Origin of the sequence: Curtobacterium sp. MCPF17_002, assembly GCF_003234115.2 — a bacterium.
GTDB lineage: Bacteria > Actinomycetota > Actinomycetes > Actinomycetales > Microbacteriaceae > Curtobacterium.
On the sequence record NZ_CP126251.1, the window covers coordinates 1482425 to 1497966 of the forward strand.

The 15542-nt window shown below is 74.6% G+C and carries 16 protein-coding genes and 1 riboswitch; of the genes, 8 read left to right on the forward strand and 8 right to left on the reverse strand.

Going from position 1 to position 15542, the window contains the following annotated elements; translation table 11 throughout:
- Window positions 1–78: 78 nt before the first annotated feature.
- From DEJ28_RS07025 to thiM, 3 genes are all read right to left on the reverse strand, one after another.
- Window positions 79–1578, reverse strand: coding sequence for a bifunctional hydroxymethylpyrimidine kinase/phosphomethylpyrimidine kinase (locus tag DEJ28_RS07025; protein WP_111115067.1), 1500 nt, complete (start codon window positions 1576–1578; stop codon window positions 79–81).
- A complete protein-coding gene (thiE, locus tag DEJ28_RS07030) occupies window positions 1575–2240 on the reverse strand; it encodes a thiamine phosphate synthase (RefSeq protein ID WP_111114987.1) in 666 nt (221 codons plus the stop codon). The genes DEJ28_RS07025 and thiE overlap by 4 nt, the downstream gene beginning before the upstream one ends.
- A complete protein-coding gene (gene thiM, locus DEJ28_RS07035; RefSeq protein ID WP_111115068.1) occupies window positions 2237–3175 on the reverse strand; it encodes a hydroxyethylthiazole kinase in 939 nt (312 codons plus the stop codon). The genes thiE and thiM overlap by 4 nt, the downstream gene beginning before the upstream one ends.
- Window positions 3164–3259, reverse strand: a riboswitch (TPP riboswitch). (Overlaps the previous gene by 12 nt.)
- A gap of 67 nt (window positions 3260–3326) precedes the next feature.
- On the opposite strand from thiM, the gene DEJ28_RS07040 reads away from it, so the two are divergent.
- Window positions 3327–4271, forward strand: a complete 945-nt coding sequence (locus tag DEJ28_RS07040; protein ID WP_111114988.1) for an NUDIX domain-containing protein — start codon at window positions 3327–3329, stop codon at window positions 4269–4271.
- A 270-nt stretch (window positions 4272–4541) separates the two neighbouring features.
- On the opposite strand, the gene DEJ28_RS07045 is transcribed toward DEJ28_RS07040, so the two are convergent.
- Genes DEJ28_RS07045 through DEJ28_RS07055 form a run of 3 tightly spaced genes read right to left on the reverse strand, consistent with a single transcriptional unit; the run spans window position 4542 to window position 6424 of the window.
- Window positions 4542–5618 carry an MFS transporter gene (locus tag DEJ28_RS07045; protein WP_258367999.1) on the reverse strand — a complete coding sequence of 359 codons (1077 nt, stop codon included), beginning with the start codon at window positions 5616–5618 and terminating at the stop codon, window positions 4542–4544.
- Between the two features lie 6 nt (window positions 5619–5624).
- Entirely contained in the window at window positions 5625–5786 is a 162-nt protein-coding gene (locus tag DEJ28_RS07050; RefSeq protein WP_220034605.1) for a hypothetical protein, read from the reverse strand.
- Window positions 5783–6424, reverse strand: coding sequence for a GntR family transcriptional regulator (locus tag DEJ28_RS07055; RefSeq protein ID WP_220034606.1), 642 nt, complete (start codon window positions 6422–6424; stop codon window positions 5783–5785). The genes DEJ28_RS07050 and DEJ28_RS07055 overlap by 4 nt, the downstream gene beginning before the upstream one ends.
- A gap of 151 nt (window positions 6425–6575) precedes the next feature.
- Between DEJ28_RS07055 and DEJ28_RS07060 the strand changes: the two genes are divergently transcribed.
- The 3 genes from DEJ28_RS07060 to DEJ28_RS07070 all read left to right on the forward strand — a co-directional run bounded on the left by DEJ28_RS07060 (window position 6576) and on the right by DEJ28_RS07070 (window position 9581).
- Complete coding sequence (locus DEJ28_RS07060; protein WP_111114990.1) at window positions 6576–7322, forward strand: phosphotransferase enzyme family protein; 747 nt, start codon at window positions 6576–6578, stop codon at window positions 7320–7322.
- A gap of 25 nt (window positions 7323–7347) precedes the next feature.
- Entirely contained in the window at window positions 7348–8421 is a 1074-nt protein-coding gene (locus DEJ28_RS07065) for a winged helix DNA-binding domain-containing protein (protein ID WP_111114991.1), read from the forward strand.
- A gap of 212 nt (window positions 8422–8633) precedes the next feature.
- The gene (locus DEJ28_RS07070; protein WP_111114992.1) at window positions 8634–9581 is read left to right on the forward strand and encodes a J domain-containing protein; all 948 of its coding nucleotides are present in this window, start codon (window positions 8634–8636) and stop codon (window positions 9579–9581) included.
- A gap of 28 nt (window positions 9582–9609) precedes the next feature.
- Here DEJ28_RS07070 and DEJ28_RS07075 read toward each other — a convergent pair whose 3' ends face one another.
- Window positions 9610–9972: an RNA-binding S4 domain-containing protein gene (locus DEJ28_RS07075; protein ID WP_111114993.1), complete on the reverse strand. Its 363-nt coding sequence runs from the start codon at window positions 9970–9972 to the stop codon at window positions 9610–9612.
- A gap of 54 nt (window positions 9973–10026) precedes the next feature.
- On the opposite strand from DEJ28_RS07075, the gene DEJ28_RS07080 reads away from it, so the two are divergent.
- Together DEJ28_RS07080 and DEJ28_RS07085 are read left to right on the forward strand one after the other, a co-directional pair.
- On the forward strand, window positions 10027–10284 hold the full coding sequence (locus tag DEJ28_RS07080) for a hypothetical protein (RefSeq protein WP_258367987.1): 258 nt from the start codon (window positions 10027–10029) through the stop codon (window positions 10282–10284).
- Window positions 10285–10590: 306 nt separating this feature from the next.
- Complete coding sequence (locus tag DEJ28_RS07085) at window positions 10591–11757, forward strand: hypothetical protein (protein WP_111114994.1); 1167 nt, start codon at window positions 10591–10593, stop codon at window positions 11755–11757.
- A gap of 60 nt (window positions 11758–11817) precedes the next feature.
- On the opposite strand, the gene DEJ28_RS07090 is transcribed toward DEJ28_RS07085, so the two are convergent.
- Window positions 11818–13311: a S1C family serine protease gene (locus DEJ28_RS07090; RefSeq protein ID WP_258367988.1), complete on the reverse strand. Its 1494-nt coding sequence runs from the start codon at window positions 13309–13311 to the stop codon at window positions 11818–11820.
- 101 nt (window positions 13312–13412) lie between these two features.
- Between DEJ28_RS07090 and DEJ28_RS07095 the strand changes: the two genes are divergently transcribed.
- Together DEJ28_RS07095 and DEJ28_RS07100 are read left to right on the forward strand one after the other, a co-directional pair.
- Window positions 13413–14483, forward strand: a complete 1071-nt coding sequence (locus DEJ28_RS07095) for an iron chelate uptake ABC transporter family permease subunit (protein WP_181433655.1) — start codon at window positions 13413–13415, stop codon at window positions 14481–14483.
- Window positions 14484–14503: 20 nt separating this feature from the next.
- Window positions 14504–15520 (forward strand): FecCD family ABC transporter permease, encoded by a 1017-nt coding sequence (locus DEJ28_RS07100; RefSeq protein WP_111115072.1) that lies wholly within the window; start codon window positions 14504–14506, stop codon window positions 15518–15520.
- Window positions 15521–15542: the final 22 nt, after the last annotated feature.

A 15542-nucleotide genomic window follows, 5' to 3' on the forward strand; every position in this document is an offset into this window, starting at 1 on the left:
CGCGCCCACCCACCGGCCTGGAGGCGCGGTGCCGGCCCGCACCGCGCCTCCAGTCCGTCATCGCTCGCCTTCCGGGCGTCAGCCGGCCTCCGTCGGCATCCGGAAGAACGCCAGTTCCCACGCCGCCGAGCGGCGGAACGCCCGCGCCATCCGGCCGCGCTCCGCGGGCGTCGCCGCGGCCGCGAGCCGGTCGACCCGGGTCGTCGCGGTCGCCGAGGCCGCCGCGAAGCCGGGGTCCCCGTACGCGCCGATCCAGTCGGCGAAGGGGTGTCCCGGCGGCGTGACCCCGAGCTGCGTCCCGACCCAGGCGTAGACCCGGAAGCAGGGCAGCACCGCCGCCGCGAGGACCGCCGCCGAACCGGAGTCCGCCGCCTCCTGCAGGTGCGCGAGGTACCCGGCGCACGTCGGGTGCACCGGGTCGTCGGCGTGCGCGCCGGCCAGGCGGCGGTGGTGCAGGTCGCGCGCCTCGTCCGCGCAGCCCGCCGCCGATGCTGCCCAGAACGCGGCGGCGTCACCGGTGGACCACGAGGCGAGGGTCGACAGGTGCCGCTCGTACGCGCGGAGGTAGTGCACGTCCTGCGCGAGGTAGGACTCGAACACCGCGGTGTCGAGCGTGCCGTCGCGAAGGCCGACCAGGAAGGTGCAGTCGATCGTCTCCTGCAGCACCTCGGCGACGTCGTCCCACCACCGGTCCGTCCACGAGGACGCGGGCAGCGCGTCACGGGTGACGGCTCCGTGGTCGATCGGTCCGTTGCCGCCGCCCACCCCGAGGGCGTCGGCACCCTCGAGCGCGCGGGTCAGCCACGCCTTCGCCCCGCCGACCGCGAGCTCCCAGTCGCCGTCGCGCGCCATGCGCGTCGCGATCGCACTCGACAACGAGCAGCCGGTGCCGTGGGTGTTCGTCGTCGCGACCCGCCGCGCCGAGAAGGTCCGGACGTGCCCGGCGGGGGACACGAGCACGTCGTCCGAGGTGTCCCCGTCGTCGTGCCCGCCCTTGGCCAGCACGAGGACGTCCCAGGTGCGGGCGACGAGGGTGGCAGCGGCGACGGTGTCGGCATGGGCGGTCGCCGGGCCGGTGCCGGTGCCGGTGTCTGAGCCTCTGCCTGCGTCTGCGGCCGGTCCTGCCAGCCCGGCGAGCACCACCAGCTCAGCGCGGTTCGGCGTCACGAGGTCGGCGAGCCCGAACAGCTCCGCCATCGCCGCCGAGGCGTCCTCGTCGAGCAACCGGTCCCCGCTCGTCGCCACCATCACGGGGTCGACGACCACCACGGGCGGCCGGTGCTCCCGGAGCCACGCGGTGACGGTCCGGACGACCTCGGCGGTGCCGAGCATCCCGACCTTCACCGCGTCGATCGTCACGTCGTCCGACACCGCGTCGAGCTGCTCCCGCAGGAACGCCACGTCGGGCACGTGCACCGACCGCACGCCGCGGGTGTTCTGCGCGACGAGGGCCGTCACGACGCCCATCCCGTACCCGTCCTGCGCGGCGATGGCCTTGAGGTCCGCTTGCAGTCCGGCGCCGCCCGTCGGGTCGGTGCCGGCGATGCTCAGGACGCGGGGGATCTGCGCCCCGGTCATGCGCGGCCACCGGTCCACGCGGCGACGTACGCCGCGGCCGCGGAACCGGGGTCGGCGGCGGCGCAGATGCCGGAGACCACGGCGACGCCCGCGGCTCCCGCGGCGCGGAGCGGGACGACGTCGTCGAGACCCACCCCGCCGATCGCCACGCACGGCACCGTGGTGTCGCGCGCGAGCCGGGCGAAGCCGTCGTGACCGAGCGCCGGCGGGTGGTCGGCCTTCGTCGTGGTGGGGTGCACGACCCCGACACCGAGCAGGTCGACCGTGCCGCGGGGGAGCCGGGCGACGGCCGCGAGGTGCTCCGGCGTGTTCGCGGTGAGCCCCACGTGCGCGTCCGGTCCGAGCAGTGCCCGCGCGGCCCCGACCGGCACGTCCGACTGCCCGAGGTGGACCCCGGCGACCCGGTGCCCGGCGTGCCGTGCGGCGAGGGCGACGTCGAGCCGGTCGTCGACCACGACGAGTGCCCGGTCGCCCACGGCGTCGGCGACCGCGGCGGTCAGCGCCAGCAGGTCCCGCGCCGAGGCCTCCTTGTCGCGCACCTGCACGATGCGGACCCCGGCGTGCACCGCGGCACGGACGACGCCCAGGACGCCGATGCCGTGCCGGTCGCAGAGCGCGCCGTCGGTGACGAGGTACACGCCGGAGTCGGTCGGCGCGGTCATGCGGTCACCCCGGCGCTCGTCCCGGCCGCCTGCGGGGCGTGCTCGACGGAGATGCGGGCCTCGCGGACGACGTCCTCGGGGGTGAGCGACGCGAGCCGGTCGAGGAACAGCGGCTGGAACGTGCCCGGGCCGCCGGCCTCGCGGGCGGCGAGCTCCGCGGCGATCGTGTGCACGGCCGTCGCGGCGACGGCAGCGGCCCCCGCGTCCTCCGGCGACACCGCCGTGAACGCGGCGACGACCGCGCCGAGCGCGCAGCCGCCCCCGGTGATCCGGGTCAGCAGTTCGGTGCCGTTCGCGACCCGCACCGTCCCGATGCCGGGGGCGACCAGCAGGTCGACGGGACCCGACACGGCCACCGCGGCCACGCGCCTCCCGGCCGGGTCGGAACCGGACACGGCGGCGACCGCAGCCTCCCGGGCGTCCTCGGTGCCCGCGGTGCTGTCGACCCCGCGACCACCGGCGGACGCGCCGAGCACGGCGAGCACCTCGGAGGCGTTGCCGCGCAGGACCGTCGGCCGGAGCGAGAGCAGGTCCCGGGCGAGCGCCGTCCGGACCGGCAGCGAACCGACCGCCACCGGGTCGACGACCCACGGCGTGCCCGCGTCCACCGCGGCCTCGGCGGCTTCGAGCGACGCGGCACGGGGTTCGGCGTGCGGTGTGCCGGTGTTCACCAGCAGGGCATCGGCGACGCGGGCGAACGGTCCCGCCTCGGTGACGACGTCGACCATCGCGGCCGAGGCACCGAGGGCGAGCAGCACGTTCGCGGTGACGTTCTGCACCACGGTGTTCGTGATGCAGTGCACCAGGGGACCCCGGGTGCGGACGGCCTCGAGGAGCGTGGCCGTGCGGTCCGCCCAGTCAGGGTCGGGCCTCGGGCCGGGTGCAGGGTCCGGTGCTCCGGCGGGTGCAGTGGGTACGGGCGCAGCAGTGCGCATGGACGATCCCTTCGCGAGTACGAGCTCGAGCAGGTTCGACGGGTGTGATCTCAGCCGCCGGTTGCGGCACCCCGTGTCTCGATCGACACCGTACACGAGCCGCTGCGACGTCTCCGGTCACATCCCGAGCGCCGTGTGGAAAGCTTGCGGTGTGCCAGACACCACGCCTCCCGGGCCGCCAGCGGGCCCCCGCGACCCCGGCGACGCCTGGGCGGTCGGTCCCGACGGCACCAAGGCGTGGGGACGCTTCGGCGCAGCCGGACTCCTCGTCGACGACGGCACCGGCCGCGTGCTCCTGCAGCACCGCGTCGAGTGGAGCCACCACGGCGGCACCTGGGGCATCCCGGGCGGAGCCCGACACCAGGGCGAGGACGCCGTGACGGGCGCGCTCCGCGAGTCCGAAGAAGAAGCGGGCGTGCCGGACGACGGCATCGACCTGCGCCACACTGCCGTGCTCGACCTCGGGTTCTGGACGTACACGACGGTGGTGGGGCGCGCCTCCAGGCCGTTCGAACCGGTGATCGCGGACCGCGAGAGCCTCGAACTCGCCTGGGTGCCCGTCGACGAGGTCGACGACCTGCCGCTGCACCCCGGGTTCGGGGCGTCCTGGCCGGCCCTGCGTGCGCAGATCGAGGTCACGCCGCACGTCGTGGTGGACGCCGCGAACGTCGTCGGCAGCGTGCCCGACGGATGGTGGAAGGACCGGGAGGGCGCGGCCGCACGGCTGCTCGCCGAGGTGTCGGCGCTCGCCGGGGTGGGGGTGCTCGCCGACGAGCTGGAGCTGCCGTTCGACCGGTGGTGGCCGCGGTGGACCGTGGTGCTCGAGGGGGATGCGCGCGGGGCTTCGCCGGCGGCGCCGTCTGCTGCTGCTGCTTCTGCTGCTGCTGCTTTGTCCGGACGGGTCGAGGTCGTGCGGGCGCCGGGGTCGGGCGACGACGCGATCGTCGATGCCGCACGCGCCGCGGTCGACGCCGGGGACGGGCCGGTCGTCGTCGTGACGGCCGATCGCGAGCTCCGTGCACGGGTCGAGGCGTTCGGCGCTGCGGTGCGCGGCCCGAGCTGGTTGCGCGACCAGCTCTCGGCGCTGCGCCCCTGACGCCGGACCCCTCGCACGGTGCGAGGCCGTTCGCGCCGGCACCCTCGCACGGTGCGAGGGCGTTCGCGTCGCGGCACCCTCGCACGGTGCGAGGCCGCTGACGCCCCGGCACCCTCGCACGGTGCGAGGGCGTTCGCCCGGTGCGAGGTTCCGTACCCGGTGCGCCGTCGTGCCTCTCGCACCGAGTACGCAACCTCGCACCACACCGCGCACCACCCGACCCCTCGCACGGTGCGACGCGCCCCACCCCTCGCACCGTGCGAGGCCCCCCTACGCCGGGATGTGCTTCCGCGACGACATTAGGATCGCCACCCACGACAGCACCCCGAGCCCGACGACGACCCACAGGATGATCGGCACCGCGACGACGTTCGCGACCGCCGCGATCACGGCCGGCGCCAGGAACCCGGCGTACGCCGTGGCGTAGAACACCCCGGTCAGCCCGGCCAGGTCGCGCGCCCCGGCGATCCGCTGCACCTCGAGCAGCGACGACACGAGCGCGAGCCCGATGCCGAGGCCGATCACCACGTTCGCGACGAGCCCGATCGCCACGGACTGCAGCTCGATCGCGACGACGACCACGGCGATGCCGACGGTCATGAGCGCCACCGCGGTGAGGAGTCCGCGGGCCGACACCAGGGACGTGATGCGCGCGGCGAGCGGCTGCACGGCGCTCGACACCCCGAGGGCGACGACCGTCGCAGCGGTGGCGAAGACGAGCCCCCACGTGCCGGTCGCCCCGGCGAGCTTCGTCGGCAGGTACCCGTACCCGATCGCGGCCGAGCCGAAGATCCACGGCGCCGCGACGAGCACCACGCGGGTGAAGCGACGGTGCCCGGCGCTCGGCACGGCGAGCTGCTTCCACCACGGTCCGGGCAGCCCACCGGTCCGGTTCGTCTCGGGGGTGCGCCAGACGACCACGGCGAAGGGGATCGCGACGCCGATGTGCACGAGGAACGGCAGCACCTCGGGGATCGGCCCCCACTGCGCGATGAGCCCGGCGACGAGGGCTCCGGACGCCGACCCGAGGGTGAACGCGAGCGAGGCCCGGCGTGCACCGGACCCGACGTCGGCGGACGGGTCGAAGCGGCCCTGCGAGAGCTCCTTCACCCAGCTGTTGCCGACCGCCATCGCGATGCCGACGGTGATGCCGGAGAACAGCCGTCCGGCCATCAGGAACCCGGCACCGAGCGGCCCGAACGCGAGCAGTCCGCTGCCGACGACGGCCGAGGCGATGCCGACGAGCATGACCGGCCGGCGTCCGTGCCGGTCGGACAGGGAGCCGGCGACGAGGAGCGCCGGCGCGAGGCCGAGCACGTAGACGCCGAGGAAGACGTTGACGAGCAGCGACGACTAGTGCGCGCGCTCCTCGTACATGAGGAGCAGCGGCGAGAACTGGTTGCCGCCCCACGAGCAGACGAACACCGCTCCCCACACCGCGACCCACGGCATGACCCGTGCGGTCGGGACGGCCAGCGACCCGGTGGTGGGGATGCTCCCCGTGCTCGCGCTCACAGCGTGCCCCGGTGCGAGGCGACGTGCGCGCTGAGCACCTCGGCGTAGCGCGCGGCGTCGCCGGCCTCGAGTGCGGCGGCGAGGGCGCGGTGGTCCTGCAGCGACGCCTCGAGCTGTGACGGCTGCAGGCGCATGAGGTGGTGTCGGAGTCGCTGCTGCCGGTCCCGCAGGGTGCGCGCGAACATCACGGCGATCGCGTTCCGCGACGCCCCGATGACCGCCCCGTGGAACTCGGCGTCCACCTCGATGAACCGGTCGACGTCACCGGTCGCGACCGCCTGTTCCTGCTCCACGAGCATGGCCTGGAGGCTCGGGGTGACGTCTGCCACGCGGCCGTCGGTCACGACGCGGGTCGCCGCGGTCGACTCGATGGCCTCCCGCATCTCGAGCACGTCGGTCGCCTCGTTCGGGGACATCGGCCGGACGACGGCGCCCTTCCGGGACTCGAGGGTGAGCAGGTCCTCGGCGGCCAGACGGAGGAACGCCTCGTGCACGGGTGTCCGGGAAACGCCGATCTCCTGGCTCAGGGCGTTCTCGCTGATCGCGGTGCCGCCCGGCAGGTCGCCGCGGATGATCGCTCGCTTGACGTGCTCGTACGCCCGGTCGGACGCGGCCTGACTGGTGATGGGAGTGCTCACGGACACCGATCCTACGCCTTGCATGCAACGGTGCATGCGGATGCAGAACGCGCTGTTGCTGAGCGCAACCCGTGGAAGTCGCGACATCGGCAGGAGGCCACCGATACGCTGGGCCACCACGTCAACGGAGACGTGACGACAGGAGGTTCCGATGGAGCGGATCACCAGGGCCGACGATCGTGTGCACCGCCCCGCAGGGCCGTGGACACCGACCGTGCACCGGCTCCTCGCGCACCTGCACGAACGGGGGTTCGTCGCGGCTCCGGAACCGATCGAGCACGGGGACACCCTCGAGACCGTGTCGTTCGTGCCGGGCACCGCGGGGGAGTACCCGTGGACCGCCGACGTCGCGAGCGAGGCCGCGCTCGTCACCACCGCCCGACTGCTCCGGCACTACCACGACGCCGCCGCCACGTTCCCGCGGGACGGCTCGCGTGACGTGTGGTCGCAGGCCGACCGGTTGCCCGTCGAGACGATCGTGCACGGGGACTTCGCGCCGTACAACTGCGTCTACGACGGCATCGCCGCGGTCGGACTCATCGACTTCGACACCGCCCACCCCGGGCCGCGGGTGTGGGACGTCGCGAGCGCCGTGTACCGGTTCGCGCCGTTCACGACCGGGGTCGTCGAGGGCTCGACCGCCCCGTCGCTCGACGAACGGCTCGACCGCGCGGCGGAGTTCTGCCGCGCGTACGAGCTCGACGCCAGGTCGCGCGCGGTCCTCGCCGAGACGATCACCGGGTCGCTCGTGGCGCTCGTGACCACGATCGAGACCGAGGCCTCCGCGGGCAACCCGAAGTTCGTCAGCGACCTCGAACACGGGCACGCCGACCTGTACCGAGCCGACGTGGCGTACATCGAGGAGCACGCCGAGGAGATCACGGCCGCGGTCGCCTGACGGTGGTGCCCGGCATGCTGGGGTCATGACCACCCCGGCGCAGCTCCGCACGATGCGCCTCGGCGCGCAGGGCATCGCCGTGCCCGGGCTCGACCCGGCTGCGGCGGTGGAGCGGATGACCGCCGTGCAGGGGCAGGACATCGGGCAGGTGCTCTGGGCGATCGGGGTCCGCGTTCCCGGTGCCACGCGCGACGACGTCCGCGCCGCGTTCGACCGCGGCGAGCTCGTCCGCTCGTGGCCGATGCGCGGGACCCTGCACGCCATGCGACCCGACGACCTCCGGCTCATGCTGTCCCTCACGGCCGAGCGGACCGTCCGGGCGCTCGCCCGGCGCGAGGCCGAGCTCGGCATCGACGACGTCCTGCTCGGGCGTGCGCGGGACACGACGATCGCCGCGCTGTCGGGCGGGCGGTCCCTCGTCCGCGACGAACTCTTCGACGTGTTCCGCGCCGCCGGCATCGACCCCGCAGCAGGCCGCGGGTACCACCTGCTGCTGCGGCTCTCGCAGGAGTCCCTGGTGGCGTGGGGTCCCACGGCACGCGTCGGGCAGGGGCTCGTCCTGCTCGACGAGTGGGCGCCGGCCGTGTCGCCGGTGCCGGATCGCGACGAGGCGCTGCGCCGGGTGCTCGTCGGGTACCTCCGCGGTCGGGGCCCTGCGACCGAGGCCGACGCCGCATCGTGGACGAAGCTGCCGCTCGGCGACCTCCGTCGTGCGCGGGCGGCTGCCGGCGACGCGGTGGAGGACCTCGGTGACGGGCTCCTCGCCCTCGCGGACCGGCCGCCGACCGGTGGCGTGCCGACGGGGCACCTCCTGCCCGGGTTCGACGAGTACCTGCTCGGGTACGCCGACCGTTCGGCGCAGCTCGAGCCCCGGTACGCCGACCGCGTGGTGCCGGGCAGCAACGGGATGTTCCTGCCGATGGCCGTGGTCCGCGGGCGGGTCGTCGGCACCTGGACCCGCTCGGAGCGCTCGCGGGACGTCCGCGTGACGGTGACGCCGTTCGAACCGCTCGACCCCGCGGCCGTCCGGGCGCTCGAGGCCGCCGCAGCCCGCTTCGGCGCGTTCCTGGGGTCGCCCGTCGCCTTCGAGCTGCACTGACCCGGCGCCGCCACGCGCGCGCCGGCGCGCGCCGGCGCGTGCGCCGAGACACCGTCTCCGCACCGAGGCACCGCCGGAAACCGCGGCGTCTCGGTCGTGACGCGGTGTCTCGCGTTCGTGAGCCGGCCCACCCGAGCCGCCCCGCGCCTCCAGGCAGCACCCAGCCACCACGCGGCGGACTCCGACGCTCCCTCGGGTAATGTCGCAGGGCCATGACCGACAGCCCGGCCGACGCCACCCCGTACGAAGTCCTCGGCGTCCCCGCGACCGCTGACGACGACGAGCTCCGCCGCGCGTACCGCCGGGCCGCCCGCGAGTCCCACCCGGACCTCGGCGGCGACGCCCGCCGCTTCCGCCTCGTGCAGATCGCGTGGGAGCGCGTCGGTACGCCGGCCGCGCGCCGCGCCTACGACGCGGGATCCCGCGGCTCGTCCGGGCAGGGCGCGTCCGGTCCGTCCGGCGGCTCTGCCTGGAGGCCCGACTCCGGTCGCGACGCCTACGCACCTCCGGCGGCGCGTCGCGATGCACGGCCCCGGGCCCGGTCCCACGGACATCCCGGCGGTCGGTCGCGCGAGGTCTTCCTGCAGGCGGAACGCGAGTGGGTCGGCCTGGGCGACCCGATCGACGACCCCTACGACCCCACGCTCATCCGCTCGGCGCCGCGGCACATCCGACGGCTGCTGGCGGAGGCCCTCGCCGAGGAAGCGACGGCGTCGATCGTCTCCGAGATGGGCATCGGCGTCACCGTCTGGCACGACCTCGACGCCGGAGCCGAGGGCAAGCTCGACCACGCCGTCCTCACCCCGAGCGGGCTGTGGGCGGTCGAGTCGATCGACTGGGGAGCCGCGGTCCGCGTGGAGCACGGCGAGATCGTCGGGGAGACCCTCGCACCGGGGGAGCGCCCCGTGAAGGAACTCGTCCGCGCCGCCCGTGCGGTCCAGAAGCAGACCCGCGTGCGGTTCACCGGTCGGCTGCTGGTGGTGCCGGACTCCGCCGTCGACGAGGACGTGCAGCTCATCGGCTCGCCCCGGAAGCCCACGGCGCTCGTGGTGCGGCGGAGCGCGCTCGGTCAGGTGCTGGGCGGTGTGTGGTCGCCCGAAGGGTCGGTCGACGTGTTCGAGGTCCGCGACCGCCTGCAGCAGACCGTCCGCTTCGTCTGATGCCCGCGCTCGTCGGGCGCCCTGCGGTTCAGTAGCCGCGGAGCTTCTCGAGGTCGCGGCGCTCCCGCTTGCTCGGACGTCCGGCGCCCCGCTCCCGCATCGGGACGAAGCCGGCCTCTTCCTTGGGCAAGCGTGGCGGCGTCCGTTCCTCGAAGTGCTTCGCCGCCTCGGGGGCGCTCGTCCGCTTGAGGATGATCCCGGTCACGACGACGATCCGGTCGAAGCCGTTCTGCCGGACGCGCACTTCGTCCCCGGGGCCGATCGGCTGGGCGGGCTTCGCACGCTCGCCGTTCACCCGGACGTGCCCGGCCTTGCACGCGGCGGTCGCAGCGGAGCGGGTCTTCGTGATCCGCACCGCCCAGATCCAGCTGTCCACGCGTGCCTTCGCCATCCCCTCACTCTAGGCGTGCCGCCACGTGGGGAGCCGTGCTCCTACGCTGGAGCCGTGACGGACAGCGGGCAGGACGCGATCGCCCGGGCGCACGCCCTCGGGGTGCTGCGGGACGCCGCGATCGGGGACCGCCTCGTCGTCCGGGCGCACCACGGGGACGGAGCCCGGGACGCGCTCGGGGTCCTCGTCGCCCGCTCCGCCGGGGCCGTGACGATCGACACCCGCCGGGGTCCCGTCGAGGTGCGCCTCGCCGACGTCGTCGCCGCGAAGCCGGTCCCGCCGCCGCCCGCTCCGCGCTCCCGGCGCCCCTGACGCCTCGCACCGCGCACCTCGTACCTCGCACCGTGCGACCTCACCCGCGGCTGGTGCGAGGTTCCGTACTCGGTGCGAGTGGCGCCGGGTGCCACGGAGTACGCAACCTCGCACGGGACGGACCCCACGGCACGGACCTCCCGTGGACCTCGCACCGTGCGAGGTCGGCACGGGCCGGAACCTCGCACGGGACGGACCCCACGGCACGCACCGCCCGCGGACCTCGCACCGTGCGAGGGAGCCGAACCCACGCCCACCCGGCGAGCCGCAACCGCTCCCACGCGAGGCCCGTCGTAGCCTCGTGCCATGGCCGTCCCCGCTCCGCTCGGCACCGAGGACCGCACCGCCCGCCTCACCCTCCGCCGCCCCGACGCCTGGCGTCGCGAGGACTCGGCACAGGCGGACCTGCGCGTCACCGGCGACGACGTCGTGCTCACCGTCCGCTCCCGTCCGAGTGACCGGACGATCGCCGAGGAGCACACGAGCCTGCTCGAACGGCTGCCCGGCTCGGTGGACGGACTCCGGCTCATCGGGTCCGACCCCTGGACGGCCACCGGAGCGCCGGCACGCTTGGTCGAGTACGTCCGACCGGACGAGGGCGGCGACGTCGCGGGAGCGCACCTGCTGTTCGTCACCGGCCGCCACCGCGTCGACCTCACCATCGAGCGGCCCCTCGCGGACATGCTCGCGACCGACGAACTCGTGTTCGCCGTCCTGGACACCGTCCGCGCCACCGAGCCGGCACCGTCGCGGGTGCAGCGGGACCTCGAGGCCCTGCCGGACCCGGCACCCGCCCCCGAGGTCGACGGCCACCGCATCGGCACCGAGGCGCTCGGCACCCTCCGCAGCCTCGCCGGCCGCCGCTGGAACCCGACCCTGCTCCGCACCGCCGCCGGCCGTGAGCTCATCGACGTCGGCCTCGTCGGCCGCCTCGGCACGCTGCCCGAGTCCACCCAGACCCTCCTCGGCCCCTGGGAGGGCGATGCCCAGCCGATCACGCTGGAGCAGCGGCTGCCCGACGGGCGCACCACGCGCCTCCAGGCCTGGTCGGAGACCGTCGTCGACGGTCCTGACGGGACGGACGAGACGGGCGCGGTGGTCACCGGGCTGTCGGCCGAGCGCGTGGTCGCGGTGATGGCCGGGAGGCTCGGCATCGGTCCGGCATGGACCTTCCCGTTCCGCACACGGTCGCTCCGGGCAGACCTGCTCGGGCGGAGGACCGGCGGAGGGGACAGCGCACCGGACCTGCCGGCCGCGCTCGCGGAGGCCGACCCGCGGCTCGCCCGGTTCTGGGCTGCCCCGTGGACGGTGTCGACGCTGCAGCGGCCCGGCAAGCCGGCCCCGATCGTGATCGTGCATGCCGAGGGCCAGGGCTTCGCCCGGGTCGGACGCACGGAGGCCGGGGAGACCGCCTTCTCGACGGACTCCCCGGCCAATGTCTACCGGTCGTTGGTGCGGGCGCTCCTGGCCTGACGGTCAGGCTGCGTGGCTGCGTGGCCACGCTGTTGCACGGCCACGCCGCTGCGCTCCTCGCTAGGAGGCGGGGCCGGCGGTCAGCGTCACCGTGACCGTCTTCGCCGCACCGGTGCTGTCGGTGTAGCCGACCGTCACCTTGTCGCCGACCGAGTGCGACTGGATCGCCGAGGTCAGCGCGTCCGAGCTCGCCACGGCCGTGCCGTCGATGCTCGTGATCGTGTCGCCCGCGGCGAGACCGGCGCTCGCGGCACCAGAACCCTCGACCGTTCCGGCGACCGCGACGCCGCCCGTCGTCGCCGTCCCGCTCACCTCGACCCCGAGGAACGCCGGCAGGCCGAGGGTGATCGTCGACGAGGTCTCACCCGCGAGGATCTTCTCCGCGATGCTCTTCGCCGTCGTGATCGGGATCGCGTACCCGGTGACGTCCGCGGAACCGGAGGACGCTGCGGTCGCCATGCCGACGACCTCGCCCTCGCTGTCGAGGACCGGACCGCCGGAGTCGCCCGACACGACGTTCGCGGCGATCTCGATGAGGCCGGTCAGCGACTCGGTGCCGGTGCCGGACTCGCTCTGCACCTGGATGTCCTGGTCGGTCGCGGTGACCGAGCCCTTCGCGGCGACGAGGTTGCCGGTGCCCTCCGCGTTGCCGACGTCGGTGACGGTGTCACCGGTGCTCGGCTCGCCGTCGTCGTCGAGCGTCACGGTGGACAGACCGGACGCGCCCTCGAGCTTCAGCACGGCGACGTCGTTCGTGGCGTCCGAGCCGACCACCTCGGCCTTGTACTCCTTGCCGGTGGTCTCGTCGGTGACGGTGATGCTCGTCGCGCCCTGGATGACGTGGTTGTTCGTGAGGATCGTGCCGTCGGACGTGAGGATCATGCCGGTGCCGGCCGCCTGCGACGACTCGTCGTAGTTGAGCACGGTGTTGATCGTCACGACGCCCTTCTTCTGGGCGGTCGTCGCCGCGGTGGCCGCGGACTCCGTGCTCGTGCCGCTGCTGCCGTCGCTGCTCCCGGTGCCGTCACCGGGAACGGTGAAGCCGTTGGTGCCGCTGCCGTCCGTGCCCGAACCGGTGTCCGGCAGGGTGGTGGTGCCCTGCGACTGGCTCGAGGTCGTCGTGGTGCTCTGCGAGGAGAGCCCGAGCGCGGTGCCGCCGGCGGCGCCGACGATCGCGAGGGCGGCGATGCCGGAGCCGATCATCAGCCCGAGGCGACGCGGACGCTTCCGTCCGTGGTCCGCCGTCGCCGCGCTGTGCGCCCAGCCGTACTGCGGGGCGTTCGCTGCCTGGACGCCCGGGAGCTCCGGGCTGCCGATGCGGAACGGGCCGCGCCCGTCGGGGGAGTACGCGTAGGGACCGGAGCCGTCCGGGCCGTAGAGGTAGGGGCCGCTGCCGTCGAACGCGTACGCGGAGCGCAGCGTCGAGGGGTCGACGTGGGCGGCGCCGTGCTCGGCTGCGTGTCCGGCTCCGGCCGCGGGGTTCGGGGTCTCGTTCATCGGTGCTCTCCGGTCGTCCTCGACGACCCGGTCGGGCGTCGATGGGTACGAGTACAAGCCCGGTTCCCATGACGGAGCTATGAACGGACCCTGCGCCCGCTCACGGCTTGCTCGGGGATCACCGAACGAGGCGAAGCGTTAGGGTTGCCTTACTTCCCATGCCTTCCCCGTCGTCCACGCCAACGCCCCCGGTCCACGTGCCGTCGCAGCACGTCGCACCCGCGCGCAGCTCCGTCTCCCGGCTCGTCGGGGCGACCGTGCTCGCGGTGGTCGTCCTCGCCGTGGCGGTCGCACTCTCCGTGGCCTTCGGCTCCCGCCCGATCCCGCTCGGCACCGTGCTCGACACCGTCCTGCACCCGGGACGGAACGACGAGGTCGGGCTCATCGTCCTCGGCAACCGGGTACCCCGCACGATCGTCGGGCTGCTCGCCGGATCGGCCCTCGGCGTCGCCGGCGCCGTCATGCAGGGGGTCACGCGGAACCCCCTCGCCGACCCGAGCGTCCTCGGCATCAACTCCGGGGCAGCGCTCGCGGTCGTCGCCGGGATCGCGCTGTTCGGCGTCAGCGGGACCGCCGCCTACCTGCCCTTCGCGTTCCTCGGCGCCGCGCTCGCCGCGCTCCTCGTGTACGGCATCGCCGCCGTCGCCCGGCGTGGACTCTCACCAGTGGGGCTCGCGCTCGCCGGGGCCGTCGTCGCCGCCGCACTGTCGTCGATCACCACCGCGGTCCTCGTCACGAGCCAGAGCCTGCTCGACCAGCTGCGCTTCTGGCAGGTCGGGGCGCTCGCCGGGAAGGACCTCGGGACCGCCGGGGTCATCACCGTGCCGGTGCTCGTCGGCCTCGTCATCGCGTTCGGCCTCGGCCGGTCCCTCAACACCCTGGCGCTCGGCGACGAGCTCGCCGCCTCGCTCGGACAGCGGGTCGTGCTGGTCCGCGCGGTCGGGGGCCTCGTCACCGTGCTGCTCGCCGGGTCGGCCGTCGCCGCGGCCGGTCCCATCGCGTTCATCGGCCTCGCCGTCCCGCACGCCGTCCGCCGCCTGAGCGGACCGGACCACCGGTGGACGATCCTGCTCTCCGCGATCGTCGCTCCGGCGCTGCTGCTCGTCGCCGACGTCATCGGCCGCGTCGTCGCGTACCCGGGGGAGATGCAGGTCGGCATCGTCACGGCGCTGATCGGCGCCCCCGTGTTCATCTGGCTCGTGCGCTCGCGAGCGGTGGCGGGCCTGTGACCGAGGTGCGCGGGGCCCGCGTGCCCGGGGCTCGCACGCCCGGGGCTCGCACGCGCGGCGCGCCCGCCCGCCGCGAGTTCGTCGTCCTCGGCATCGTCGTCGTGCTCCTGGTCGCGCTCGTGCTCGTCGGACTCGGCGTCGGCGAGATCCCGCTGTCGCCCGTGCAGGTCGCCGGCGCGCTCGTCGGGCACGGCGACACCGTCTCGGACTTCGTGATCGGGCAGCTGCGCGGTCCCCGGGTGGCCGGCGCGATCCTCGTCGGAGCGTCGCTCGGTGTCGCCGGGGGCATCGTGCAGAGCGTCGTCCGGAACCCGATCGCCAGCCCGGACGTCATCGGCATCACCTCGGGGGCGAGCGCCTCCGGCCTCACCGCGATCGTCCTGTTCGGCGCGAGCGGCGGGACCCTGTTCTCCGTCGTGCTCGTCGGCGCGGTCGTGGTGTCGCTGCTCATCGCCGGGCTCGCGTGGCGCCGCGGGATCACCGGCAACCGGGTCGTCCTCGTCGGCATCGGCGTCGCGGCGATCTGCCTGAGCATCACCGGGTGGATGCTCACGAGCGGGAGCGTGCAGCAGGCCGGCACCGCCCTGCTCTGGCTGTCCGGCAGTCTCAACGCCGTCGACCGGAACCTCGTCGGGGTGCTCGCGATCGCGTTCGTCGTGCTCATGGCGCTCGCGCTCGTGCAGTCCCCGCGCCTGACCGTGCTGACGCTCGGCGACGAGGTGGCCTCGGCGCTCGGGCTCCGGCCGAACCGGGCGAAGGTCCTGCTGCTCCTGACGGCGGTGGGTCTGACCGCGGCGGCCGTGGCGACGGCGGGGCCGGTGTCGTTCGTGGCGCTCATGGCGGCGCCGATCGCACGCCGGCTCGTCGGGGGAGGCCGCGTCGCCCTCGGTCCGACCGCGGCCGTCGGGGCGGCGATCACGCTCGCGAGCGACCTCATCGCCCAGTTCGCGATCCCGGGCAACGCGCTGCCCGTCGGTGTCGTGACGGGGGTCATCGGCGCCCCGTACCTGCTCTGGCTCCTCGCCCGCGGCCGCTGACCCCGCGCCCCGCCCGCACTTC